This is a genomic window from Hahella sp. NS-SX17 (assembly GCF_057367735.1).
In genome coordinates this window covers 3,564,629-3,588,042 of record NZ_CM170632.1, presented here as the reverse complement: position 1 = coordinate 3,588,042, position 23,414 = coordinate 3,564,629, and the positions used below count along the sequence as shown (strand labels likewise).

Annotated in this window: 29 protein-coding genes; 7 read left to right on the top strand and 22 right to left on the bottom strand. The window is 52.9% G+C overall.

From position 1 onward, the window contains the following. The first annotated feature begins 8 nt into the window (after window positions 1-8). A complete protein-coding gene (locus AC2IBB_RS16020) occupies window positions 9-893 on the top strand; it encodes a helix-turn-helix transcriptional regulator (protein WP_486333834.1) in 885 nt (294 codons plus the stop codon). 17 nt (window positions 894-910) lie between these two features. Here the strand turns inward: AC2IBB_RS16020 and AC2IBB_RS16015 are convergent, their stop codons facing one another. The 6 genes from AC2IBB_RS16015 to AC2IBB_RS15990 all read right to left on the bottom strand — a co-directional run bounded on the left by AC2IBB_RS16015 (window position 911) and on the right by AC2IBB_RS15990 (window position 4,301). Continuing rightward, complete coding sequence (locus AC2IBB_RS16015) at window positions 911-1,147, bottom strand: hypothetical protein (RefSeq protein ID WP_486333833.1); 237 nt, start codon at window positions 1,145-1,147, stop codon at window positions 911-913. A 191-nt stretch (window positions 1,148-1,338) separates the two neighbouring features. Next, the gene (locus AC2IBB_RS16010) at window positions 1,339-2,136 is read right to left on the bottom strand and encodes a tetratricopeptide repeat protein (protein WP_486333832.1); all 798 of its coding nucleotides are present in this window, start codon (window positions 2,134-2,136) and stop codon (window positions 1,339-1,341) included. A gap of 31 nt (window positions 2,137-2,167) precedes the next feature. Continuing rightward, on the bottom strand, window positions 2,168-2,980 hold the full coding sequence (locus AC2IBB_RS16005) for an ATP-grasp domain-containing protein (protein WP_486333831.1): 813 nt from the start codon (window positions 2,978-2,980) through the stop codon (window positions 2,168-2,170). Then, window positions 2,961-3,281 carry a DUF6559 family protein gene (locus AC2IBB_RS16000; protein WP_486333830.1) on the bottom strand — a complete coding sequence of 107 codons (321 nt, stop codon included), beginning with the start codon at window positions 3,279-3,281 and terminating at the stop codon, window positions 2,961-2,963. The genes AC2IBB_RS16005 and AC2IBB_RS16000 overlap by 20 nt, the downstream gene beginning before the upstream one ends. Window positions 3,282-3,292: 11 nt before the next feature. Continuing rightward, on the bottom strand, window positions 3,293-3,880 hold the full coding sequence (locus AC2IBB_RS15995) for an IS630 family transposase (protein ID WP_486333967.1): 588 nt from the start codon (window positions 3,878-3,880) through the stop codon (window positions 3,293-3,295). A gap of 22 nt (window positions 3,881-3,902) precedes the next feature. After that, a complete protein-coding gene (locus AC2IBB_RS15990) occupies window positions 3,903-4,301 on the bottom strand; it encodes a helix-turn-helix domain-containing protein (protein WP_486328239.1) in 399 nt (132 codons plus the stop codon). A 256-nt stretch (window positions 4,302-4,557) separates the two neighbouring features. Here AC2IBB_RS15990 and AC2IBB_RS15985 point away from each other — a divergent pair, with 256 nt between their 5' ends. After that, complete coding sequence (locus AC2IBB_RS15985; RefSeq protein ID WP_486333829.1) at window positions 4,558-5,349, top strand: hypothetical protein; 792 nt, start codon at window positions 4,558-4,560, stop codon at window positions 5,347-5,349. A gap of 168 nt (window positions 5,350-5,517) precedes the next feature. Here the strand turns inward: AC2IBB_RS15985 and AC2IBB_RS15980 are convergent, their stop codons facing one another. The 7 genes from AC2IBB_RS15980 to AC2IBB_RS15950 all read right to left on the bottom strand — a co-directional run bounded on the left by AC2IBB_RS15980 (window position 5,518) and on the right by AC2IBB_RS15950 (window position 12,458). Further along, window positions 5,518-5,712 carry a hypothetical protein gene (locus AC2IBB_RS15980; RefSeq protein WP_486333828.1) on the bottom strand — a complete coding sequence of 65 codons (195 nt, stop codon included), beginning with the start codon at window positions 5,710-5,712 and terminating at the stop codon, window positions 5,518-5,520. 265 nt (window positions 5,713-5,977) lie between these two features. After that, on the bottom strand, window positions 5,978-6,751 hold the full coding sequence (locus tag AC2IBB_RS15975; protein WP_486333827.1) for a DUF4013 domain-containing protein: 774 nt from the start codon (window positions 6,749-6,751) through the stop codon (window positions 5,978-5,980). Between the two features lie 176 nt (window positions 6,752-6,927). Then, window positions 6,928-7,839: a phage tail tip lysozyme gene (locus AC2IBB_RS15970; RefSeq protein WP_486333826.1), complete on the bottom strand. Its 912-nt coding sequence runs from the start codon at window positions 7,837-7,839 to the stop codon at window positions 6,928-6,930. Between the two features lie 202 nt (window positions 7,840-8,041). Next, the gene (locus tag AC2IBB_RS15965) at window positions 8,042-8,500 is read right to left on the bottom strand and encodes a TlpA family protein disulfide reductase (protein ID WP_486333825.1); all 459 of its coding nucleotides are present in this window, start codon (window positions 8,498-8,500) and stop codon (window positions 8,042-8,044) included. Then, window positions 8,500-9,822: a sialidase family protein gene (locus tag AC2IBB_RS15960; protein ID WP_486333824.1), complete on the bottom strand. Its 1,323-nt coding sequence runs from the start codon at window positions 9,820-9,822 to the stop codon at window positions 8,500-8,502. The genes AC2IBB_RS15965 and AC2IBB_RS15960 overlap by 1 nt, the downstream gene beginning before the upstream one ends. Continuing rightward, the gene (locus AC2IBB_RS15955; protein WP_486333823.1) at window positions 9,810-12,059 is read right to left on the bottom strand and encodes a TonB-dependent receptor; all 2,250 of its coding nucleotides are present in this window, start codon (window positions 12,057-12,059) and stop codon (window positions 9,810-9,812) included. The genes AC2IBB_RS15960 and AC2IBB_RS15955 overlap by 13 nt, the downstream gene beginning before the upstream one ends. A gap of 201 nt (window positions 12,060-12,260) precedes the next feature. Then, window positions 12,261-12,458, bottom strand: coding sequence for a DUF551 domain-containing protein (locus tag AC2IBB_RS15950; protein WP_486333822.1), 198 nt, complete (start codon window positions 12,456-12,458; stop codon window positions 12,261-12,263). Between the two features lie 116 nt (window positions 12,459-12,574). Here AC2IBB_RS15950 and AC2IBB_RS15945 point away from each other — a divergent pair, with 116 nt between their 5' ends. Then, the gene (locus AC2IBB_RS15945; RefSeq protein ID WP_486333821.1) at window positions 12,575-13,366 is read left to right on the top strand and encodes a substrate-binding periplasmic protein; all 792 of its coding nucleotides are present in this window, start codon (window positions 12,575-12,577) and stop codon (window positions 13,364-13,366) included. Here the strand turns inward: AC2IBB_RS15945 and AC2IBB_RS15940 are convergent. The 3 genes from AC2IBB_RS15940 to AC2IBB_RS15930 form a co-directional block, all read right to left on the bottom strand. Next, window positions 13,323-14,069, bottom strand: coding sequence for an Nmad2 family putative nucleotide modification protein (locus AC2IBB_RS15940; protein WP_486333820.1), 747 nt, complete (start codon window positions 14,067-14,069; stop codon window positions 13,323-13,325). The two genes, AC2IBB_RS15945 and AC2IBB_RS15940, sit on opposite strands and share 44 nt — an antisense overlap. A 178-nt stretch (window positions 14,070-14,247) precedes the next feature. After that, window positions 14,248-14,628 (bottom strand): hypothetical protein, encoded by a 381-nt coding sequence (locus AC2IBB_RS15935; protein ID WP_486333819.1) that lies wholly within the window; start codon window positions 14,626-14,628, stop codon window positions 14,248-14,250. Window positions 14,629-14,707: 79 nt separating this feature from the next. Continuing rightward, window positions 14,708-15,133 carry a hypothetical protein gene (locus AC2IBB_RS15930; protein ID WP_486333818.1) on the bottom strand — a complete coding sequence of 142 codons (426 nt, stop codon included), beginning with the start codon at window positions 15,131-15,133 and terminating at the stop codon, window positions 14,708-14,710. Window positions 15,134-15,318: 185 nt separating this feature from the next. On the opposite strand from AC2IBB_RS15930, the gene AC2IBB_RS15925 reads away from it, so the two are divergent. Beyond that, entirely contained in the window at window positions 15,319-15,453 is a 135-nt protein-coding gene (locus AC2IBB_RS15925; RefSeq protein WP_486333817.1) for a hypothetical protein, read from the top strand. Between the two features lie 117 nt (window positions 15,454-15,570). Here the strand turns inward: AC2IBB_RS15925 and AC2IBB_RS15920 are convergent, their stop codons facing one another. From AC2IBB_RS15920 to AC2IBB_RS15900, 5 genes are all read right to left on the bottom strand, one after another. After that, window positions 15,571-16,140 (bottom strand): hypothetical protein, encoded by a 570-nt coding sequence (locus AC2IBB_RS15920; protein WP_486333816.1) that lies wholly within the window; start codon window positions 16,138-16,140, stop codon window positions 15,571-15,573. 430 nt (window positions 16,141-16,570) lie between these two features. Continuing rightward, complete coding sequence (locus tag AC2IBB_RS15915; RefSeq protein ID WP_486333815.1) at window positions 16,571-17,389, bottom strand: GIY-YIG nuclease family protein; 819 nt, start codon at window positions 17,387-17,389, stop codon at window positions 16,571-16,573. A gap of 244 nt (window positions 17,390-17,633) precedes the next feature. Then, window positions 17,634-17,960 (bottom strand): hypothetical protein, encoded by a 327-nt coding sequence (locus AC2IBB_RS15910; protein ID WP_486333814.1) that lies wholly within the window; start codon window positions 17,958-17,960, stop codon window positions 17,634-17,636. A gap of 226 nt (window positions 17,961-18,186) precedes the next feature. Continuing rightward, the gene (locus AC2IBB_RS15905; RefSeq protein WP_486333813.1) at window positions 18,187-18,774 is read right to left on the bottom strand and encodes an imm11 family protein; all 588 of its coding nucleotides are present in this window, start codon (window positions 18,772-18,774) and stop codon (window positions 18,187-18,189) included. A 93-nt stretch (window positions 18,775-18,867) separates the two neighbouring features. Further along, window positions 18,868-19,377: a MarR family winged helix-turn-helix transcriptional regulator gene (locus AC2IBB_RS15900; RefSeq protein WP_486333812.1), complete on the bottom strand. Its 510-nt coding sequence runs from the start codon at window positions 19,375-19,377 to the stop codon at window positions 18,868-18,870. A 109-nt stretch (window positions 19,378-19,486) separates the two neighbouring features. Between AC2IBB_RS15900 and AC2IBB_RS15895 the strand changes: the two genes are divergently transcribed. The 3 genes from AC2IBB_RS15895 (at window position 19,487) to AC2IBB_RS15885 (ending at window position 22,718) form a co-directional block, all read left to right on the top strand. After that, window positions 19,487-20,104 carry a nitroreductase family protein gene (locus AC2IBB_RS15895; RefSeq protein WP_486333811.1) on the top strand — a complete coding sequence of 206 codons (618 nt, stop codon included), beginning with the start codon at window positions 19,487-19,489 and terminating at the stop codon, window positions 20,102-20,104. Between the two features lie 269 nt (window positions 20,105-20,373). After that, the gene (locus tag AC2IBB_RS15890) at window positions 20,374-21,771 is read left to right on the top strand and encodes a PAS domain S-box protein (protein ID WP_486333810.1); all 1,398 of its coding nucleotides are present in this window, start codon (window positions 20,374-20,376) and stop codon (window positions 21,769-21,771) included. Further along, window positions 21,657-22,718, top strand: a complete 1,062-nt coding sequence (locus AC2IBB_RS15885) for a response regulator (RefSeq protein WP_486333966.1) — start codon at window positions 21,657-21,659, stop codon at window positions 22,716-22,718. Before AC2IBB_RS15890 ends, AC2IBB_RS15885 begins: the two co-directional genes overlap by 115 nt. On the opposite strand, the gene AC2IBB_RS15880 is transcribed toward AC2IBB_RS15885, so the two are convergent. Then, complete coding sequence (locus AC2IBB_RS15880) at window positions 22,663-23,412, bottom strand: amino acid ABC transporter substrate-binding protein (protein WP_486333809.1); 750 nt, start codon at window positions 23,410-23,412, stop codon at window positions 22,663-22,665. The genes AC2IBB_RS15885 and AC2IBB_RS15880 overlap by 56 nt on opposite strands. Between the last annotated feature and the right edge of the window lie 2 nt (window positions 23,413-23,414).

The following is a 23,414-nucleotide window of genomic DNA, read 5'->3' as shown; positions in this document are numbered from 1 at the left end:
CAATCACTGTGACAAAGGGAGAATTCTGCTCGGACCATGACTGGCGTAATCGCGTCGGCCCCCACTTGAACGCGCGCATTAGCGGCGTAGATGACGGCTTCAGCCTGATCCATCTGCGCCAACGCTTTCCTGCCCCTTATTCCGAACCGCAGCACCGGGAAGGCGGCGCGCGTCTGTATATCATTACGTTCGGGCTCGCCGGGGAATCCGTCTATCGCAGCGACAGCGGCTCCGTATCTACGCCATTCAAAGCGGGATGCGTCACCTTCGCGTCCTACCAGGATGTATCAGGTAAGCGTCAGTTCGCCGCAACTGACAGGGTTGAGCAATTCAGACTCGCCTTTACCGCAGACCGCTTGGCGTCATATCTGGGAGAGTCGCGAATGCAGCGCATTGCCCGGCTCGCCAGGCATCGTGACGCGTCTCCCCTGCTCCACCGGCGCATCAGCGAGGCGGAAGGCGCCTGTCTACAGGTCCTGTGCGCGCCCCGCGTTGATCCACTGGACCAACGCCTACATGCGCTTACGCTGCTGGCGGAGGCGCTGCGTCAGACGGCGCCTATCGCTGATGCGTGTGAGATGAGCACAGGGGATATCCGTAAACTGGAGCAAGGACTGGAGATTATGCAAAGCGCCATGGAGCAGCCATTGACCATTGGGTTTCTGAGCGCCCAGGTGGGCATGAGCGAGTATCGGTTTAAAACCGGATTTCGGCGCTACTTTGGCGTCTCGCCGGGAAGGAAACTGCTGGAGTTGAAGATGCAGCGCGCCAAACGACTGCTGGAAGCGGGTAAACAAGTCTCCTGGACCGCTTACACCCTGGGCTATCAACATCCGGAGAATTTCAGCGCCGCCTTTCGCAAGTACTACGGCTATTCGCCCAGGGAAGGGTAAAGTTCGGGGAATTTCTATCAGTCCCCGCCGCCGCCATCGCCTCCCCCATCGCCACTCCAAAAACCCCCTCCCCCACTATCACGCGAATAGCCGCCGGAGCCCTTAGTGGATACGGCGATTTTCAGCGCAATGGAGATCAAAAACAGCGCCGCCAGAATAGGACAGATAGTGCTTGTAAAAACAGACTCGGACGTCAGATCCGTGAAATAGAAGGACAGACATAATCCGACAACGTTAACGACCCATGAAATCATATCGTCTCCACATAACTATTATTCAGGCAAACAAATAGCGCCCTGCTATTTGTTTGCAACGACAGGGCCTGCGCATGTCAGGCCAGCCTGGAATCTAACTTGTTAGTTTATCGGTTTACAAGTCATCGAGTGATGAACAGTGATACTTCCATATCGCGACGGCGCGACTCAACAGGCCGAATCCGTCACCTTCACTGCTCTTTCTGCTTCGCCAGCATTAACAACGTACGTCTGGCGAGCAGTTCAACATCCAGAGGGGATTCGGGGTCTAAAGCCAGTTCGCCCAAAATGGCGATCGCCGCCTGACTGTCGCCAGTGTTGTATATCGTGACGGCTTTATTCAGCAGGAGAAAGCCTCTTGTTTCCTTATCCGGGTTGGCGGCCAGACCTTTATCAATCAGCGCGAGCTTCTTTTCCACATCGCCATACAAACCTGCTAGTTTTTGCAGGGCCGGAGCGTAGTCGGGAAAGCGATTGAGGATATTCGCGAAGATCTCCGCCTGCTGTTCCGGGCTCTTCCCCCACTCATGGCTGAGGTAATACAAATACAATCCCGCAGGATACTTGCCTTCCTTTTCCAGCAGCAAATAGTGATAGGCGGTTTGCGCGGTAAAGAATCCCCTCGGTGATAACTGGTTTACTTTCTCGTACAGGGCCAGCGCCTGCTCAGCGTTACCCGCCAGCAGATAGGTATACGCCAGATCGTAATAGGGATATGGCCACTCCGGCGCCAGTTTTATCGCTTCCTTGAAGGCCTCGATCGCCTTGTCATTCTCACCCTTCTGGCCAAACTCCCTGGCCTGATTGTGCAAGGCGACGGCGGCTTCGGACGAAGTCTGATCACTCTGCGTCTCCCACTTCACCTCTCCGTCAGCACTCTCCAGCTCCTGCAGGGTCAACACGCTTCCATTCGCTGATTTGTAGATAATATCCGCCGCCATCGCCGTCCCCCAAATGATGAGTAGAGTTAAGAGAATGAGCTGTTTCACACTGCTTCTCCTGTCGCTTCCGCCATTAGTTTTAACCTTGAAGAGTTGCGACGATTTCAGCCCAACGGGCTGTCACTAACCGCCCATAATCCTGGGCGAAGATATTGTAAGCGCCCAGGCCGTAGCCATCGTTCATTTCTATCAACGCCGTCTCGCCGGTATCCAATACGCCGAAGTCTATGCCATAGCCAGCGTAAGCCTCGCCAGCTTGATCCAGTTCTTGAATGGCGACGCGCACCACCGCTTCATCAAGGCGTATTTCCGGCTTCCCTGCATAATGAGATATGTCGACTATTTCAGAGTCCACAACATAGACGCGATATTCAGACATCCAACGTACAACGTCACTGCATACTATTCGAGTCTTCTTCGAGCAGCCTGACACGAAATACAAATCAGACATAGACTCAAACACTCTGCCAGTAAATTTTTTTTGGGTGTCGCTGGGCTTGGCGAATACAGGCGCAGGCAACCCATCCATTAGTTCAGCAACGAGCTGTGATAGCTGGGATTCCCAGACATTACGGCGCAGGTATGATTGCAGAGACGCAGGATATGAGTTTGCGACAGGTATCTCGATTCCCAATTGTTTCATCGCGCCATGCATACAAGGGATGTCCGCCACTACCAGGGATTGCGGAGTCAGACTCAAGCTCCGGCGGCGGATGAATTTATCCGTGAAAAACGTGATCTCGAAATTGTTTGACTGTAAGTATTCGACGACCAGCTTTTGCTCGTGCTCCAAGCGGCCATTGCCCTGCTCCTGAACGAAGGCATCTTTAAACTTTGTGATGGGTTGCGTCATATCTACCACGAAAATGCAATCAGGCTTCTTTGCCGTCACTACCACTCCCCAAAGAACTCCCCGCCAGCGCGATATTCAGCGCGACGGTCTTGGCTTCGGCGTAGTTCATCACTTTGCCGCCGGGTTGCGGCATGGCTTGTTCGTATTCGTCTTTGCTGCAATAGAGCGCCAATGCGAAGGCTATAAATTTATCGGGCAATTCCAAGGCGGCCAGAGCCTGTTTTACTTCGTCGCCGCTGTAGTATTTTTTCTTGTCGTGACGCTTCCGCAATTCAGGCCCCAATACGCCGATGTATTTGCGGATGGCGTCTTTTCTTTTTACTTTATCTACGATGTTCATGAGTTAAGTATCTAAATAAAATTAATCTTATACTCCTGCCCAAACTTTGACAGGACATCGGTGACTGACTCTTTCAGTCTCTCGAACGTCTCATGCGAACCTAGCGGCAGCCAGTTGTACTTCACCTTTCGCCACAAGATCTCTATCAGGTTTAGCTCTGGTGAATATTTCGGCAAATAGATCGGCCAGATGCCTTTATCCGCCCAATCCAACCTATGTCGGCGAAACTCCGCAGAGCGATGCATGGAGGCGTTGTCCAGAAGCACCACGGCAGGCTTAAGCGGATCTTTACTCCCCGCCAGCTTATTAAAAAGCGCTACGACTTTGGCGGAATCCACCCGCTCCTCTGTGGCATGGAATATCAGCTTCTGGCGGCGACTCATAAACCCCAGAACGTTCAGTCTCTTATTGTGTGGATAGGATTTCATTTGCGTCGGCTTCCCCACAGGGCTCCAGCCATAAGGTAAGTTGGAACGCTGACTGAAGCCTGATTCATCAAAGTAGTAAAGCTCGATTTCGCCCGCATCCTCCCAGGATTGAAGATCTTTCACAAAGCCCTGAAATTGTCGGAAGGCGTCTTCATCCCGAAGCGCGCGCAGCGAAAAGCGGAATCGCTTGAAGCTATACTTTGATTTTTTTTAAGTTCCGTTTAACGGTCTCCAGACTAGCGCTTTTTCCAGTTTCTTTCTCCAGACGTATCTGGACGTCTCGTAGTTGTTGGGGCTGCTCGTCAATCCACTTACAAACCCTTTCTTGTTCCTGCTCCGTGTAAATGGGCGGCCTTCCCGGGGAGGCGTCGCTAATGAGGCCACATATTCCCATGCTTTCCCACTGCTCAATCCAGATCGAAATGGTGTTGCGGTGGAAGTCGATAATGTCGGCAATTTTATCGATTTTATACCCCTTATTGCTGAGCAATATGGCGTGACAGCGAATACGGAAACGGGAGCTCGGGCTGTAGCGAAATCCATCGGTAAGAGTCTTTATTTCAGCGGGCTTAAGATGATTGACGTACTTCACGGTGCAAAATATGATCAGTTCGGGTGGTCGTAAGTAGCCTATTTTATTAGAAAATTTTTATTTTGCTACTTACCTTGTCAGCTCGTGTTGCGGGCTTCAATTTCCGCCAAGGTTATATGCCTCAGAAAAAAAGAAAAAGTGTTTTTTTGAAAAATATAATTGAACAGATTGTTTTTCACCTTAGAATAGCCACTATAGTTTAAAGTGTATCAACAGCACCTCAATCATTTTAAATATATGTCGTAGTAGAATAAAAATGGACAAATCGGCCGTCAATATACTTATAAACACATACTGGAGCTCATCCGGTTGGAAGAAAGACGAACCTACCCCTGAAGATTTTGAATACGCCAAGTCTAAAGGCGTAATGTTTGACCCCGTTTCGATATCCCATGATGAAATTGTTAAAAACGCGGTTAAGGTTATAGAACGCGTCAGCAAGGATCTTGTAGTCAAAGCATTTATTTCCAGCCTCACTTCAAGAAGACTGGATTTGCGTTCCGCATTAGCTAGCTATGCTTCTGGCATAAAACCGCCCTTGCACAAAATATGCGCTGATAGTGATGGGCGCTGCCTGGTATGTTCGAGATTTGACTCCAGCGACCCCATCGACCTGAATGTGCTGAGTTTTGAAAGAGTCAAGTTTGGCGGAGTAAGGCATTTGGCCCCGGTTTACATATGGCTGGACTTACAACTATTCACTAATGAAAGTATTCCAGAGCCTACCTCTAAAGATATTGATTTACTTAAAGAGCTTATAGATGAAATATCACATTTAAGGGAGGGAAGCCTCTCAAGTGTAGAAAAGTCACTCAAACTCTCGCGAAGCAATAAAGATGAAAGGCGAGGCCTTATCTCTACTCTCGGATACTGCGGCGTTTTGAAGGTCCCCGGTTACCCTTGCTTCCATGAAGAATATATTGAAAGCAATAAACGCGATGAATCCAGACAAATTAGATCAGATTGGCCATTTCCGACAGGCCTTTGGGCGCCCAAATATGGCATTAATGAAGAAAGTGTAAATTTCTGGTTTTCTGATTATTTATGATTCAGTCTACCTCGCTGAGCCTTTTATACATTTGCTGGTCATATTTCTCCCTCAAGCGATTACTTTTTATAAGCTAAGGATGGTTTCCCATCCTTAACGATCAGCATAAATGCGCCAGTGCGCATTAGCTTGCCTCTGCCGGCGCCTTACACGCCCAGAGCCATCTTCTCAGTGAGGAATGGGGATCTTATAGCAGGTATAGCCGATGCAGATGAGGTAGTAATGGTGTTCGCTGACGCCAATGACATCAGCGACGGTAGCAGCGCTGTTCGCTTCCGTCGAGGCGATGGACTGCGCGCTGACTGGCGTCGCGACACTGAATACAGCAATTAAGGATACAAGGGCGATGAGTTTCTTCAACATGACGCAGACTCCTTCTGGGTGTGTTGAGAGGATTAACGCCGCAGGCCGGTCGATTAACATCCGGGGCGCAACCCCTCCCCAGTCATCGTCAGGCTGCGGCCTGCGCCTGCTTAACGCGCCTACAAACGGGCTGACATCCGCGCTTAATAAGCAGGCGTAGGTTGACCCTAACAGTGGTCGCCGGCGTCGCAAAGGCACTAATACGCTGGCGCGGAGTGGGATTGTTCCTTGCCGAATTAGTTTGAAATCACTGTGACGAGGGGCTTCATGCCGCCGTTGGCGCGATCTCGCTTGCCGCCTTTGCGTTATTCACCTTTCTCGCCAGCAGGCCCAGTTCATGAGCGGTAGTGATGTAATAAGCGCATACGGTGAAGACCGGAATCAGCAACAGGCCAATGCCTGTGAAGGCCAGAACGGAGTCCGCCAGGAAGATGCCCAGAGACAACACCAGCCAGTAAATATAGAACTTCAGGAAGTAGTGCGCGTGCCGGACAAACACCAGAAAGTTCACCGGCGCGTTGAGCAGGGTTTTCCAATCTCCGCTCAAGGCGTAACGGATCATGCCGGATTGAAACACCGGAAAGGAAATAACGCCCCAGGTGAGATAGACCAGCAGGGTCAATAGCCAGTCCGACGGCTGCGATTTGGCCCAGGCGCTGAATCCGTCGGTAACAATGTCGTAAATATCCGCCGCGAAACCTAAAGGTCCGCCGATCCCTAAAATTGAACACAGCACGCCGGGAATAAACATGTGTCCCATCATGACCACCCACAGCAAAGCGCCGGTTTTCAGCATGGGAATGGGACGAAACGGAGGAAGTTCATGGGAGCCCTGCGCGATGCGTTTCACCATCTCGAAACGCCAGCCTTTCAGGAGAATGACGCTGATCAGGCCCAGCACGGGAATGGCGGCGATCAGCGGCAATGGCCAGAGTTTGCTGACCCAGTCCCGGTCTTCAAATGGATAAATCAGGCTTTGTTTTATTCCTTCTACGAACGGCATCGTCGCCCCTTCTCTGCTCATCAATGATTCGGACATAATCGGAATCCCGGTTCCGACGGCGTGAAATGACCATTGATTTGGGAAGGCGACAGCGGGGAGCCGCCACCGTCCGCACGATGGCCAACGGGAAGCGACAGGAATGTAACATATTGTAAACATGAGACTAAAGTAAAAAAGACGGCGAGCATCCGCCCGACCGTCTTCGTTAAAGTTTACGCAGCTCGGCTCTTGTAAGCCTCGTATATTTCGTTAGCTTTGTTGAGGCGCTCCTGATCCGCCGACGATCCTACCGCCGCCCGTTCAAAATCCTGTCTGAACACCACCATGGCGTCGGAAACGGAATCCGTCTTCTTCAATTTGTCGATCACCGCGCTTTCTGAGGTGGAAGACAACTCATGCTTCAGAAAGCCATAGTTGGCCGCGGCGCTACCGGGGTCCATGCCGTTATTCTCCGCGAAGGAGATGAGTCCGTCTTTGCGGGACTCCCCCCACTGCGCCCAGCCATAACCCGTGCTGTCCTGCACCCGATCATTGGTGGGCGAACCAAATGCGCGAGGGTCGGACGCGCCCTGACCGAACTGGGAATACTGGTTAATATGCGGATTCATGCCGTCGCTCTCCATATACAGGTTGCCGACCACACCCGCCGCCTGCTCCGGCGTCAGACCAAAATCCTTGATGAGATTATCCATCACCTGCATCGCTACTTCCTTGCCTTCGGATTCAGACAAGCGTCCTTTGGGCATGCTCGTGTTAAGGGGTGAGTCGACGCTGAACGGCGAGTCCTGAGGATCAATGCCGGGAGCTTCGTTTGTCTTGTGTATGGCCAGATTCAACACAGGCGGATCACTCACGCCGCATACGCCATCAATCCCGCCGGTCTTATTGTGCTGGGAATTGTTGGGAGCGCCTTGCGAGCCGTCCGCATTCAACACCATTCGTAACTGTTGCAGGATCATCTCCAGTAAATCCTGCATAGCGCCCAGGTTGCCGCCGTTGTTTTTGACTTGATCGTATTGACGGTTGAACTCATCACGATAGGTCTCCGCCAGCGCCGATACCTGCGAATTGGGATTTCGCTGGCTCAGGTCGTCCAGGTGGGAATTAAAGTCTTTTATATCCATCGCCTTTCCTCATATCGGTTTCTGATTAGCGGTTGAAAAGTATGGGGCGGGCGACGATTCCGACCGACATGGGTCCATCAGGTTGAGGCGTTCAAGCGATCGGAATCTTGGAGCGCCCTCCACCTTGACTCAGTAACCAGGCGGGGAGCGAAGTTGCGGCGCGGATCATTGCGCCGCCGTAATGAGGTAAGGAGAGATCAGACTATTGCAGCCAGTTGCGAACAACGTCTTCGGACAGCAGGCCGCTGCGGCCTTTACGTTCGCCGTTGGAGGACACAAAGTAACTGCGCGGCAACTCTCCATACCAGGAGGGATCAATCGCCTGTCGCAGGCGCGCCGGAACCGGATCGGCGAAGCGCCAGTTATCGGCGGACTCGATCTTGTACTGGGCCAGAGTTTCCCTGACCTGCGCTTCGGGCATGTCCTGATCCGTCGACACCAGCGTCACCGCCAGACCGGGATTGTCCTTCAGTAGACTGCCCAACATCTCCAGCTCTTTGTGACAAGGCGGGCAATCAATGGACCACAGCACCATCAGGTAGGGTTCGCCATCCCATTGTTGTTGAATGGCTTTGACGCTGTCCGCGGTGAACGGCTTGACCTCGGCGCTGGCGGCGGAGGCGATCATCCATGCCGCCAGCATCAGCAATACCCGTCGCATTACAACGACTCCTTATGCTTATGATGATCCCCGGCGTCCTTGATCGAGGCGCTGGCCGCCACTTCCGCGCTGGAGTCCAGCGGCGTCAAACGATAGCCTTCCTGCGCCGTCTGCCAGGACAGATAAATCTTGGCGCCATCGTTGACCAGCAAGGGATGATCCGACGCGCCTTCGGTATTGACCACTTCGGCGGCGGCGCTCCAGGTATCTCCGCCGTCTTCGGACACCTGCATGAAAGTGCGGGTGCGGTCATCGGCAAACGCTTTCCAGGTGAGTACGACACGGTCGCCCAAAGCGTCGATCATCGGTCGCTCCGCGCCAGGGCCGCCGAACGCCATGGGCTTGCTGAAGCCGTCTTTGGTTGAGTGGGCGTAGAACAGTCCCTGACGGTTTTCTCCCGCGGTGAACCAGGCCAGATGTTGTCTGCCGTCCGCCGCCGCCAACGCCGGGCCGTGATGGGGACAGCCATCCAGTTTCCACTGATCGTCACTGACCCGCTGGGGCGCAGAGTGCGTGGTCAGATCACTGAAAGTAATCACCGCATGGTCGCGCACGCCGCCGTCGAACACCTGTCGATACAGAATCACCGGCAGCCCCTGCTCGTCCAGCTCCATGGCGATGCGGCAGCATTCGCAGGAGTGGTCCGACAGCTTGCGGCTGGCCTTAAAGGACGCGCCATTGTCCGTGGAGACGCCGTAATACAGGGCCGCGCCGGAGTATTCCCTGTTCGCGGCTTTGGCGGCGACCAGATCCCGTTTGTCCACCCAGACCACAAAAATCTCACCCCGGTCATTCACGCGAAAGGTGGGAAAGCGATGGGCGATGACGTCTTTATCGTCATTGACATTGATCGGCGCGCTGAAGGTGCGTCCGCCGTCCAAAGAGCGACTGAAGCGGATATGCCCGGTGTAGGGCTTGTCCAGCTTGCGGGTCCATAACAGATAGATTTCATTGTTAGGCCCCAGCGCCACCTGGGGGCGATCCTCGCCCTGATCGTCCACCGATTCGGGTATCGGGTTCACCGCCTGCGGCGCGCTGAATGTGGTCCCGTTGTCATTGGAATGCTGCACGTAAATATGACCGCGGGAGTACCAAGTGATCCAGAGCGCGCCATCACGGCCGAAGGCCGGCGTAGGCGACTTGGCGCAATTCAGAGACGGCAACGCCGCCGGATCGGCGCAAGGGCCGGCAGGAGCCGCCGCGCCATGATGTGCGCCTTTCTTATCGGCATGGCCGCCGTGCGCATAAACGGCGCCGGAAGCGATAGCGGCTGTGGCCGCCATCACAGCGACCCGCAACAGGCGCAGATTCAATATTTCCATTTGACCTCCGCATAGTAGGTTCGACCCGGATAGGGGTGATAGACGTAATAACGTTCGTCGGTGAAGTTATCCACTCCGCCGGCGACAGAGAAATGCTCATTCAGTGCGTAGACGGCGCGGGCGTCGAACACCAGGAAGCTGTCGGTGTAGCCGAAGCCGCTGCGGTCGCCGTCGCTGTTGTCGAGGCTGTCATAGGGATCGCTGGCGTAACGAACGCCGCTGCCCAGACGCAACTGCTCGGTAGCCTGATAACCCGCCAGCAGGTTGGCGCGCCATTTGGGAACGCGGGGAAACTGCTTGCCTTCCGATTCCGGCGCTGCACTGTTTTTCATGATTTCCGCATCGGTGAAGGACAGGTTGAAGTCCAGGTCCAGACCCGGCGTCAGCACATTCTTGACCCCGGTCACCACTTCTACGCCCCGTGAGCGCACGCGGTCGATATTCTGGTAGTTGGTGACGCCGGTGAAGACATTGGTCTGACGGTAGATGGCGTCGTCCACATCGTTTTCCCACAGGCTGACGGTCACAGACGCATCATCGAAGCTGCGTTTGACGGTCAGGTTCTTGGCGAAGCTTTTTTCTTTCTTCAAATCCGGGTCAAAGCTGGCGTTGAAAGCGCCGGTATTGTCGATAGAGCCCTGATACAGCTCGCCGACCGTCGGATAGCGATAAGCCAGCGCCAGCGACAAAGTGGCGCTCCAGTCCGCATTAGGGCGGTAGCTGAAACTGGCTTTCGGCGACAGGTCGGATTCGCTTCTCTCTGGGTAAACTGCGCTCACCCGGTCCGCACCAAAGTCCCGCGCCAGTTTACCGTCAAAGGCGCGCCACCACTCCTGGCGAGCGCCCAGGGTCATGCTCCACTCAGGCGCCAGCGTCCATTCGTTTTCGACAAACAAGGCGTGAGTGCGGGTGGCGCCTTCAGAGTCGCCACTCAAACTGGCGATATCGTCGCTACGCCAATGATTGGTGTTATAGCTGGCCTGATCCAGGCGATAGCGATCAAAGTGGTACCCGAACAGAATGCGATCGCCCATCCAGCCGCCGTTATGGCGATGACCGAATTTAAGGTCGAAAGTTTCCCAGCCGGTCCCTTGATCTTCCGTTAAGGTTCCCGCGCCGTTGGCTTGCGCTTCATCGTGATTCGTTCCTGAGCGGCGTTGTTTTTGCTCCAGCACATCATAAAAGGACAAGGCGGATTTGATCTCCCATCCCTGCCCCAGTGCGCCTTCCAATTCAGCGCCGTAGATCAGGTCTTGGGCTTCGGATTCGCCCAGGCGCTGGCTGCTGACGTTATAGCTGGCGCCGTCGATATCCACCTCGCCGTTATAAACAGGCTCGCCGTCAGCATTGCGCAGATAGGTTTCCGGGTTAAGGTTGTCTTCGTTGCGGTCGAGATACGCCAGCGTCACTCTGGCCTGCAGGCGTTCATTGATGTCATAGCCCAGCTTGAACTTGGTGACGCTTTCGCCGATATCGCTGCGCCCGGCGGAGTTGTATAAGTATCCGCCCGCTGGATAGTCGTGCGCGCCTTCTACAGGGTCGCCCACTGGCGCGCCGCCACTGCCGGAGACGATGCCGAAGCTTTGTGGATGTCCTTCATTCTGCAACCAGTCCGTCGCCAGGAAATAACTCCAGGGACCCTGTCTGTCGCCAAAGGAGGCGTGGGTTTTGTAGCCGAAATAAGTATCGTCGGTTCCGTAGGCGCTGAAGTCCTGCAGGAATACGCCTGCGCTTACCTGCGCCTCGCGCTGCTCCGGCATGCGACCGTGCATGATCACCGCACCGCCCATGGCGTTGCCGCTGTACTCCGCTGAATAGGGCCCATAGATCACTTCGATCCACTCAATCTCTTCAGGCTGCATCAGGCCCCATCGTGGCGCGAAGTTGAAGCTGGAGCCGAGGAAGTTACTGAGCATAATGCCATCCCCCATTACTACCGCGCGGGCAGTCTGGGTGGTGTGCGTCTCACGGAAGGACAATGTGGCGTTGCGGTCGCCGATATAACGTTTGCGCACGATCAGGTTAGGCTCGTATTTAAGCGCATCGGATACCTCTGGACTATTGATGTTCTCCAGTTTCTCCGCCATCACTTCCGTTTGTAAAGCCGTCGGCTCCTTCACTAAAGCGGGGCGCTCGCCCAACACTTCCACGGGCTGCAGCACTGTGGCCTCTTCCGCCACCACTCCCAATGGCGCCAGAAGGCCCGCTACAGCGCCAATCGCGCGGTTCAGCCGCATATTGTCCCCTTACTATTAATGTTAGAAAAAGGGCATAGTAATGAAGCCTTTACGGGAGATGGATGCGGCAAAATGTCGCAGGGATTTTTGAGCTAGGCCGGTTGGGTGAACAGGATTAAACCAGCACAAAGGCGTCCGTTTTCAAAACTTATGGCGTATGGCGACATCATAAGCTCTGCGAATTCAGGTAGGACGACTCCGTCACCAATAGTCGGGGATGGGCATCCAGCGAGTGATGCGAACGCCTTCGGGCATGTTGAACCATTCACCGTCGTAGGCGTACAAATCGGTGATGCCGCCGTTACCCCTTCCCGGCCACCACCCTTGATAAACAGCGATCACCACCTCCAGGTCCGGCGGCATTTCGTCTTCACATTTTCTCCATAGGGAATCGCTCATGGCGGCCTCTTAGTTTATCGCAATTGAAAAGCGGCTCTTTTAACAAAAACCTGCGGATTAATCGAGCATCCATGGGATCGTAACTATACTGACACTAATGGTCGGGAGGAGAATCAATGCGTTATGGTCTGTGGCTCTGGTTTGCGCTGTTTTCGCAGGGGGTGCTCGCGCAGACCTTGATCATCGGCATGGAGGACGCCAACAACAAGCCCTTTGAATATGTGGCGGAATCCGGGGAGCTGACCGGCTTTCATACGGAGGTCGTCAAGCAGGTGACGGCCAGTCTGGGATGGAAAGTCGAATTCGTGCGTCTGCCCTGGACCCGCGTCATCAAGATGCTGGAAAGCGGTGAAGTGAACGCCGTGACCTACATGGCGAAGTCCATTGAGCGCGAGAAGTTCGCGCTTTATCTGCCCGACAATCTTCTGCACATTTCACAGAGCACTATCTACATCAAAAAATCCCGCGCCAATGAAATTCTCTACGATCCGCCGCTGGAAAATTTCGTCACCCGCTGGCGCGTCGCCGTGCCCACCGGGTATCACATCAATGACGAGGCGATGGCGTTAATCCGCAACAATTACCCGCTGCAACAACGCACCGTCACCATGGCGCAGCTCTTCCTTATGCTGGTCAATGACCGCTACGACGCCATACTGGGCGGCTCCAACGCCATGCTGCGCAGTAAAACCGCCATCGAAAACCTGGAAGACGTCGTACAACCGCTGCAAGGCGCCCTATTCCCCTCCGAACCCATGTTCATCGGATTCAGCCGCCAAAGCGGCTCTAAACTCGCCTACGAATTCGCCAACGCCTACCGACAATTCCGCCAGCAACCGGAATATCGGGAGATCGCCCAACGCTTCAACGTGATTGAGTGGCTGCCCGGGGAGAGGGATTTTGATTAGGGGGTGAGCAACTCTTTTTAGGCGCTTTTTGCACAGGTTTGGGAGCGCAGCTGTTGCATGTTTTTTCATCGGCGTCGAATGTGTGGGGGAGATGAATGAGACCTTTTTTGTGCTTCTTAATAAAGTCAATAAAGTCGCCTGCTTTTTGACCTTCCGTTAGGTTTCCATAGACTGACGAACCTTTGGGGACAGAAGGCCGAAGGTGGTCTGGGATCACCAGCGGCTCGCAACCGAAGTAATAAAACGTCTCCGCAATCAACACATTCTCACCAGAGATATCTTCCTTCTGACACCCCATATGAGGCTTATCCTGCTTTATATCCCAGTGGCTAGGATTCTTTACCTGCCGATAGTGTGTGTAATCTTTTGGGTCGCCTGACGGCAGTAATTCGTAAATATTATCCCCAGCTCGCTGCATCGCGCTCTTAGCCGACATATCTGGAATCTTATTCTGGAAGCGAGAGTCTTTATAATAGTCCCCGATGGATAGCCTCTCCGACACTTCCATCAAATAAACCAGTCGCTCGCAACCTACTGCATCGCGATTTAAAGCAACGGATGAAAAGCCAGCAATCCACGTTCCCTTCTCAACGTTATCGTTCATTCGTATATAGGGTTTGCAGGTCGCCAATGTCAGCGTCCTGCCAAATGGATTGGGCGCAAAACCTGAATCGTGGGTCATTTTGTAGCTATACAAACGCATAAAACCTCCCTCAGCCAGTATTACCACCCTGTTTAAAACTAGGCTAGAAAGAGGAATTGGCAAGGGCTGCAAGCCCGGAAAGTTGTTATGTTTGGTTGGCTTTTGCTACAGGAAGAAACTGACTGCGTATTGGCGTATTTTGGGGTGATGAGAAGGGACGCCAGGCGGTTATCGGAACCTAGTCGCCCCCTCCTCCACCGCCGCCATCAGACCCCATATCGAACATACCGCCATCCTGACGCGAACTAATGGCCAAGTCGAATCCCTGTTCGTTATTATCATCGCGATTGGGGTTACGCGCATTACGGGCGCTGTTCAAGAAGCTTTTGAACGGCCATGGAATCAGTCGGTGCGGTATGGCTTCAGGCGAGTACTGGTTTACCAGATAGAGCGCCATCAAGGAGCCGAAAAGTGGGATCATGAATATGATAAAAAACTGTAGCGCCTTTTGGCCCCGTTCCAGGGTGTCATCGTTTTTCACCGCCACAATGGCTATTACCGCCAGCCACAGACTCGCGGCCACCATCAAACCGATCACTGTCATCAATACTATTGCCATAACTCTCCCTCAGTTCGGTGTACGCCGGATTTTTCGTGCGTCTTCGAATAACGAAATAAATCAGCGATATAGCAACGCTCTAATCACCATATAGGTATTTCTTTCTGAATGCCACCCAGCTTTGCAACGCTTCTTCGCCTGCGCTTTCTTCGTATTGGGATAACTCCGCCTTCAGCGCCAGATTTCCCGTCTCTTCCAGATAGCCCAATGTCGCCTGATAACCGGCGCCGAACAGGTTTTCAATATCAAAACCACACCCCGTGTCCATATTGATATGCTTCGCCTCCCACATCATCTCCACATCGCTGGCATCGCCGACGTGGAAGAGCAAGAAAGCGCAGTGATAGAGGTTTTCAAAGAACTCCAACTCTGCATCGTCCCTGCGATAAACCATTTCCAATGCGAAGATTTCCCTTAGCAGTGGGTGGTGATGCTTCGCTTCTTCTGGAGTAATGTCGTTTAGAATGCGTTCTCGGTATTCGGGGTTGTTTAGGTCGTTTTGCACGCTTTTGTTCACTCTCGTCACTGTGTCGACGAATCATTAGATAGGTATAACCTTATAATTTCAAAGCTATTCCGGCTAAAATAGTGGCGTTTCAGTGATTCTAGACAACTATTTAGAGACGGGAGAAAAAACAAGGCGTCTGGACAAATCCTTACTATCTGAACGACACCCGCGATAGTCCTGCTTTGGAAAAAGATGAAACCGACCTCCTCCCTTTCTTGCACAACCTGGAGCTTGAATTTGTTGAGACGGTGGTGAGTTTTGGGAAGGAGCAAGTCGTTGAGCCGGGTTGGGTGGATTTTGTTTTTGTTAAGGGCTGATGCCATAGTGGAAAATACAGCAAGCAATGGCATATGTGGCATACCGAGGTGGATTATGATGGCGGCAGAGCTGTAGGAGATCGCCTAAAGGTGGTTGTTGTGGTCTGCTGCTAGATACTATTTAACCACCTTAAACGGATTTTTCTTTTTTCTTTTTTTGCCAGGCTTGTTAAACACCTTCCAAGCAAGAACCCCATCAAACCTCCAAACAGGGAGTAAGTTTAAGATTATAATTTTTACATTAACGGTAACCATAAACCAACAGAATGCGAACAATAGCCAATTAGCTTTGTTAAGCCCTACAGCTATTAATATCGATGACACAACAAATAATATGAACTGAAATAAAACTCCTCCCCACGCCAGAAAATATCTTCTTCTATCATTCTCTGAATTAAATCCATTACATGTGCAGGAACCATGTATAATACCAATACGCAACTCCAATACATTCAATCCCAAAAACTTAGCCACGACGGCATGACCTATTTCGTGAAAAATAATCAACGACAGATAAAAAAAGAAAATTGCAATTGTGTACTCAGCATTCTCAAAAAACAAAGAAAGGGGAAGCAACAATACCGCCATCACCAAGCTAGCATGTATTTTTACGTCTACCCCATTAATATTTATTATATTAAAATATTTGAAAAGCAAAAAACGTAAAACATTATCGGATATAATCATAAATTATTCGTACCGCGTTACAATTTGGCAATATCATTAACCTTAGCTGACAAGTTGGGAAATTCATTTTCAGTTGACTTTCATAAATTTTCTCATACTAAAAAGGCACAAAAATTATTTTCGAAGCTGGCAAATCAATACTATATTTTCTATCGCCATATAAATTAGGAACACATTTACACGAATTTTCTTAAGTATTCAAAACTCGCCACTGACAAGAACCAACTTTTTTCTTTCTACTGAATACAAATTATAGCAGTCCCACTCATATTTCCTCAGCCAGCGGCCAGCGTTTCCAGTCTTACTCTCTGGAAGGCCCTTCGACAGGCTCAGGGCGAACGGGTGGAGAAGAAATCCCTATTTCTAGGAAACGTCGTTAAGCCACTCTACTTTTTCGCTCTCAGTTGACTCTAACGCCCTAACCTTCTGACTAATTCGAGTTGTAGCCATGTGTGCGGGACAGCAAGACTTCCTTCCAATGAGTTTCGCGCGTAATAACTTCATTTTTATTGGCGTGCACATCCGCCACTTCAAGAATTGAAAAACGGAAGGCTTCAGCACTTTTGGCGCCAAGGTTGTTCAATAGCGCTCGGAGTTCTACGTTGTTGCCATGCCCCGAAGACGAGTACTGCGACCAGCGGCTCCATATGCCGCCTTCTCCATATGCACTACCAACATAGAGTTTCCCCGACATCGTGTCTGATATCACATAAACCCCTGAGACTGAGGAGAGCGCGCCTTTCCAAGATGGGATGTTCTGACGAATAACACAATCTAATTCCCGCTTAGACAAATTCACTGATTTAAAACCTGGAAACTCCGATAAGGTGAGTCGCTCTGATTTGAGTTCCGATACCAAGAGATCTTCACTCCACCGTTCAGCCAACAAATATGTCGCCCGAAAATTTCGGCTAAATTTAATCACCAAGCGGCCGGAGAGCTCAGCACAGTCTCGCACTTGCGCTAATTCATAATAGAAACAGTTGTTTTCTTTCTTGAACTCAACCCCTGTTTGTTCGTATAGACCGCTAAAAAGCCAGTTGTCCGTGCCATGAATGTTAATAAGAGAGACTACAAACCGGCGCTCAAAATTACGTTTCGTTTGCCATCGCTGCCAATCCTCAAAATCTCCCGCAAGAAAGACATCAAGGGGATGCTCTACTCCATTCCACACGGCCATGTGTAACTTGCAATCGGCTGGCGACAATGTGGGACTAAGCAATTGTAATAAATCAAATAGTTTGAACATGCTTCCGCCCCTCGTCAGCGCTACATCGCCATAAACTTCGATAACATGTTTAGTTGTATGCAAAAAGATAGCACAGCCTCCAAAGTCTGCTTCATGCAGCGACAGTGCGGCTCAAGCGCTTCTTGCTCATACGCCCTGGAAAGCCCTTCGACAGGCTCAGGGCGAACGGGGGTGGAGATGGTTTATTGGGGTGGTTCTTTTTGGCGGTGTTGGGTTGGTCGTCTAGCTGAGTAGGCTTCGGTGGCTATGCGGTGATGATGAACATTGTTATTGCAATCAAATATACGAGGGCCACGCCTTTGAATGAAGTTTTTCTGAATAGGTATGTCAGGCATAGTGCGGTGAGTATTGGAAAAAACCAGTACACCAGCAGAATGTATTCAATGAAATACAAGGCGATGGTTTCCGCATAGGGTTCCAGGAAGCTAAGGCGATCAAACGCCCTTGACGCACTTCTGGCCAGAATGAAGAAGCCGTAACCCAGGAGGAGTAGTCGGATGATTGCAACTGCGACGTTGCCTGCGGCTTGGTCCCATTGTTTGAGTTTGGCGATGGCTTGTTTTATTTCCAATGTTTGGTCCTGCTTCGCTTAGCTTTAGCGCACTGGGTTTTACCTTGGCGCTCTGGGAGGCCCTTCGACAGGCTCAGGGCGAACGGGGGACATAGTATAGCGGGTGTTGTGTTGTGCGAACGGGGGACGTGGTATAGCGGGTGTTGGTGTTGGTGTTGGTGTTGTGAGTGATCATGTGGTGTGGTCTGTGGCAGCAGTGAAGGACACTGGTTTTGATGGTCGCAAATCACTTTTCCCCCGCAAAGCCGTCCCAGTTTTCAGGGGTTATTATTTTCATTCCGGTAAATCCACTGGACGCCAGTGCGGCGGCTAGAGGGTCTTCCAGGACAATCACTCGTTCGTAGTAGTAAAGCCTGTAAATGGCGCCGTAGGTCTCTGAGTTTAGTACCAGGGTGTCGACGTCGTTGATGAACACGACTTCTCCGTCTTCCATTTCGATCTCAAGTTCGCTTTTTTCGAAGTCGATGCAGTTGGCCATTCCTATGATATTGCAGGCGAAGTAATCGTGGTTGGGTTCTGCGCCGGCTTTTTTCAGTACTGTGGCGGGGTAGTAATCGATATTGTCCACGCCCAGGTTGTCCAGAAAGTCTTTCAATGTTTTTGACATAATCGGGCATCCGGCGTCGGAGACGGCGAAGTCCGTGAGTTTTCCCTTGTGTCGCCTTTCACAGATAAATTCCAGGCGAGAAAGATCATGATTATTGGGGTTGATGGGTTTTCCCGTCTCCCAGATCATCCCATAACAGGTGCAATTATCCGTGCCGGTGATGGCTGGAGAGCGTTCAAGGTCAGGGAATAGTAGTTTTTTAGTCATATGGGTCTTTGCTAGCCTTTCAGATAGTCATTCTGTGAGCTCAGGTTTTCCTTTCTTATACAGTTCTCATACAGTCGAACGGCAAGCGCTCCACTACCCTTCCCCCTCCAATAATCTTAGTAGCCTCGCCATGCATTCATCCAGTTGTTGGCGTTCTTCCGGGTTCAGGGGTTGCAGGATGTTGTGTTCGTTTTGTACGTGGGCGTCGACGGCGCGGTCGATGAGTTCGAGGCCTTTGGGAGTGAGTTGGACGAGTTTGCTGCGGGCGTCTTCTTTGTTGGCGGTGCGTTCGATGAGGCCGCTGGCTTCCAGGCGTTGCAGGCGGTGGGTCATGGCGCCGGAGGTGATCATGAGGGTTGAGAACAGGGCTGTGGGGGCCAGGCAGTAGGGTTTGCCGGAGCGTCGCAGGGTGGCGAGGACGTCGAATTCCCAGCCGGTCATGTCGAATTGACTGAAGGTGGCGTCCAGTCTGCGTTGCATGAGGGCGGCGCAGCGTTTCAGGCGGCCGATGGCGCCCATGGGGGTGACGTCCAGGTCGGGGCGTTCTGCGTTCCATTGTTCCAGAATTTTATCTACGGCGTCGGGCGGGCGTTTTTCAGTCATCAGAGGCTCCCTTTATTTTATCTTGATATCAAGATTTATCTGTGCAAAACTGATTTTATCTTGAATTGAAGATAAATGCATTGCCTAGCCGTAAATCAAGGAACCTGATATGTACGAGACCGTAAAAGACCTTATCGAAAACCGCGTATCCACTGGCCGTTATGACACAGAGAAATCCCTGTCTGAAGAGCAGATCACCGAGTTGGTGAGACTGGCCACCCGCGCGCCCTCCGCTTACAACTTTCAGAACTGGAAGTTCATCGCGGTGCGTTCGCCCGAAGCGAAGGTCCGTTTGCAGGCGGTTTCTTATGGACAAAAACAAGTGGTGGACGCGCCGGTGACCTTTATCATCTGCGGCACACTGGCTGCGCATGAAGGTCTCGCTGACGCGTTACAGCCATCCGTCGCCGCAGGCTTCCTGCCCCAGGCTTTGAGTGACGGCTGGGTTGCGCAGGCCAGTTCTTCTCATGACAACAACCCCATGCTGCAACGGGACGAAGCCTTCCGCTCCGCGTCTCTCGCCGCCATGACACTGATGTTCGCCGCGCAAGGCCTGGGGTTGTCCACCGGCGCCATGAGTGGTTTCGACCCGCAGGCGCTGGCGCAGGAGTTTGGGCTGTCGGAGCGGGAAGTGCCGGTCATGCTGGTGACGGCGGGCTACCCCGCTGAAGGCAACTGGCCGCAAAAAGTGCGTCGCCCTGTGGAAGAAGTGATGGCGATGGTTTAACCGGAGATGGCGGGGATGCTGTTCCGCTGGCTCTTCTTCTCCGCGATTACCGCCCTCTGAGTTTGTAATCGCCCGGCCCCCGCCTATATTTATTAGCATAGCAATGATATCGGCATGGTAATAATCACATGCATGAAGGCGGCAGCGCGCCGCGGAAGACAGGGCCTGACCTGTGCAGGCCCTGTTGTTGCAGCAATATAGAAGGAAGCTATTTGTCTGCCTGACCAATGTAAAAACGGACGGCTTGGCGTTCATTTAAGGGAGCCAAAGTGAGCAGGACATCCCACCAAAAGTCTGGGGGGAACGGCTTCAAGTCGAAACTCGACAGCCGGGTGCAAGCCATCGTAGAAGCGGTGGCGGATGGCATCATCACCATCGACAGCCACGGCGTTATTGAGACCTTCAACCCCGCCGCAGAGCGTATTTTCGGCTACCTCGAAGAGGAAGTGGTCGGCTGCAACGTGCATATGCTGATGCCCTCTCCTTTCCGCGAACATCACGACGATTATCTCGCCAACTACCTGCAAACCGGCAATGCGCAAGTCATCGGCGTGGGCCGTGAGGTGCTGGGTCTACGCAAGGACGGCAGCCTGTTCCCCCTTGACCTGGCGGTGACGGAAATGCAGGTGGAAGGACGCCGCATGTTCACCGGCGTGGTGCGCGACATCAGTGAGCGCAAAGCCTCCGAACTCGCCCTGCAGGACCGGGAAGCCCGCGTCCGCGCCATTGTGGACACCGTCGTCGACGGTATTATCACGATTGACGGCGCCGGTCTGATCGAGACCTTCAACCCCGCCGCGGAGCGTATTTTCGGCTACGCCGCCAGCGACGTGATCGGCGTCAATGTGAACATCCTGATGCCAGAGCCTTACCACAGCGAACACGACGGTTATATCGCCAAGTTCGTGCACACCGGAGAGGCCAAGGTAATCGGCATTGGCCGCGAAGTAACCGGTCGCCGCAGCGACGGCTCCACCTTTCCTATGGATCTTGCAGTCAGCGAGATGACGGTGGATGGACGCCGCATGTTCACCGGCGTCGTACGCGACATCAGTGAACGGAAAAAGCTGGAGCGGCAAAAAGATGAGTTCATCGCCACCATCAGCCATGAATTGCGCACCCCCCTGACTGCTATCGGCGGGGCTTTGGGCCTGGTGCTCGGCAAACACAGCGGCGAGTTGCCGGACGTTGTGAGCAAAATGCTGAAAGTGGCCTACCGCAACTGCGACCGGCTGACTCTGTTGATCAACGATATTCTGGAAATCGAAAAACTGGAATCCGGCTCGCTTAAATTTGAGCTGGAGGACCTCGACCTGTCGATGCTGGTGCAACGCAGTCTGGAAGATAACAAAGAGTTCGCCGGCAAATATCAGGTGGAGCTTCGCTTTTCCAACCCTCCGCCCAGCGCCTGTGTGTATGTCGATGAACGACGCATCCACCAGGTCATGTCCAACCTGATTTCCAATGCGGTGAAATACTCACCGCGGGGCGGGCATGTGGATGTGGCCGTCTCCTCAGACTGCGCGTTCATGTCAAGGATCACGGCAAAGGCATACCTGAAGAGTTCCGCACCCGCATCTTTGAGCGCTTCTCGCAAGCGGACAGCTCAGATACCCGCGAACAAGGAGGGACCGGGCTCGGGCTCAGCATCGCCAAAGCCATCGTAGAACACCACGGCGGCGAAATCGGCTTCTTGTCCAAAGCCAATAAGGGCACAGAGTTCTACTTTGATCTCCCGGTTCGAAAGTCGCCAAAGCAACACAAGGCGTCGCTCCACCCTTGCGCATTGATTTGCGAAAAAGAAAAAGACTTGGCTGACCTGTTAGCAAAGACTGTGCGTTCTGAAGGGCTATGCTGCGATATCGCATCTGACGCAACAGGCGCCTTACTGTCCCTGGCGGAAAAACAGTATTGCCTGTTGGTGGTCGACAGCAGGATGGCTGACGACGGCGGTTTCACTTTTTTAAGAACCCTGCGCCGTGTTCCCAACGCCGCCCAGCTGCCGCTGGTGGCGATTGCGGAGGAAAATTACAACCCGGAAGCGGATTCCAGACTGGAAGAGGACGGGCACATCCCTCTGGCCTGGTTGAGCCGCTCCCATCCGAAGCTAAGCCAGTTTCGAACCATTATTCATCAGGTGTTGTTGAAGCAAAATCGGCCCTGCATCCTGCATGTGGAGGATAACGCGGATCTGGTGCAAGTCGCCCGTTCCGTACTGGAAGAAATCGCGGACATTCATCAGGCCGGCTCGTTGGAGCAAGCCCGGCGCATGCTGCAGGAGAAGCAGTACGATCTGGCGATTCTGGACCTGGAGTTGCCGGACGGCTCCGGCTCCAGCCTGCTGAATGAGATCAATCCGGAAGAAACGCCCGTGATTATTTTTTCCTCCTACCCCCCTTCGCCACAGGTGTCCGACAAAGTCCAGGCCACGCTGATCAAAGCTGTGGCGGATAACGCCAAGCTCCGAATGACCGTGCGCAACCTGTTGAACATGCAGAATCAGGCCAGCGAGTCCGCCGCGGAAAACGAGGCGCCCTCTGACTCAGGCGCTAACCGGCTTACTGGTTCAGCCCGTAACGCTGCAGCAGGTGACGCCAATCCGGGTGATCGTTGAGCTTTTCCCACTGAGATTCCATATAGTCCCTCACCCCCTTTAAATTCCGGGTCACCAGCATCTTGCGCTGATATTCCTGATGGGGTTGCCTGGAGACGTAAAGTTGAGCGCCCACCTGCTCATTCGCCATCAGGTAAAACAGTTCCTCGCGGGGAATCATGGTGACCTCAATTCGGCGCAACAGCAGCTTCCCAAAGTTGCTGGAGAAAGATGAGGCGTCCTCCCGCTGAATACGCCCGTCCGCCACCAGCTCATCGATGCCGACATAACGATGGCCCAACACGCCGCCGAAACTTTTACCGATCAGGGACTCTGGCCCTGTGTACTCAACTGGACGCAGTTTGAGAGAGACAATGTCGTTACGCCCCATGACTACGCCGCGAGTCCAGTCATAGCGCGTCTCGTCGCCATCGCCGAACCAGGACGGATTCACCCAGGCCACCACCGCCTTATCGCCGCGCTCCAGATAACTGTCAATGCGCTTCCTTGGCAGGCTTTGGGGTTCAAAGCGCCACTTGCCGCCGCTATTTCTGGTGAGTTCAGCGCACAGGATGCTGGTCAGATCATAGCCATCGCTATGCAGGCCATAGGGCGGCGAAGTGTAGTAGGTCCATACCTGCACGACGGTTTCTGCGCGGCTCGGCGCATGCATCAACAAGCTAATCAACAACGTCAGTCCGATTATTCTCCACATTG